Origin of the sequence: uncultured Tateyamaria sp., assembly GCF_947494755.1 — a bacterium.
Classification (GTDB): domain Bacteria; phylum Pseudomonadota; class Alphaproteobacteria; order Rhodobacterales; family Rhodobacteraceae; genus Tateyamaria.
Map to the genome: position 1 here is coordinate 1 of NZ_CANLVZ010000058.1, position 222 is coordinate 222.

Annotated in this window: 1 pseudogene; it reads right to left on the minus strand. The window is 59.9% G+C overall.

The window, feature by feature from the left end:
* Positions 1-69: 69 nt before the first annotated feature.
* A pseudogene (locus tag Q0908_RS20350) lies at positions 70-222 on the minus strand (IS3 family transposase); the annotation flags it as partial.

The following is a 222-nucleotide window of genomic DNA, read 5'->3' on the forward strand; positions in this document are numbered from 1 at the left end:
GGAAAAGCCCTGTCGCTTTCGAACGGAAAGTGGCCTAAACGAGCACTTGGGGCGGCACAAAAACGGGACAAATCCATCACGCTTCAGCAGGATATGCAGGCGGCGATATCCGAACCGTCGCCGTTCGGACGCCAGTTCCTTCATCCTGGTGCGCAGCTCCGTGTCGGCGCGGCGTTTCGACGTGCGCCGATACACACGCGGATCAATCCCGGCCAAGGAACA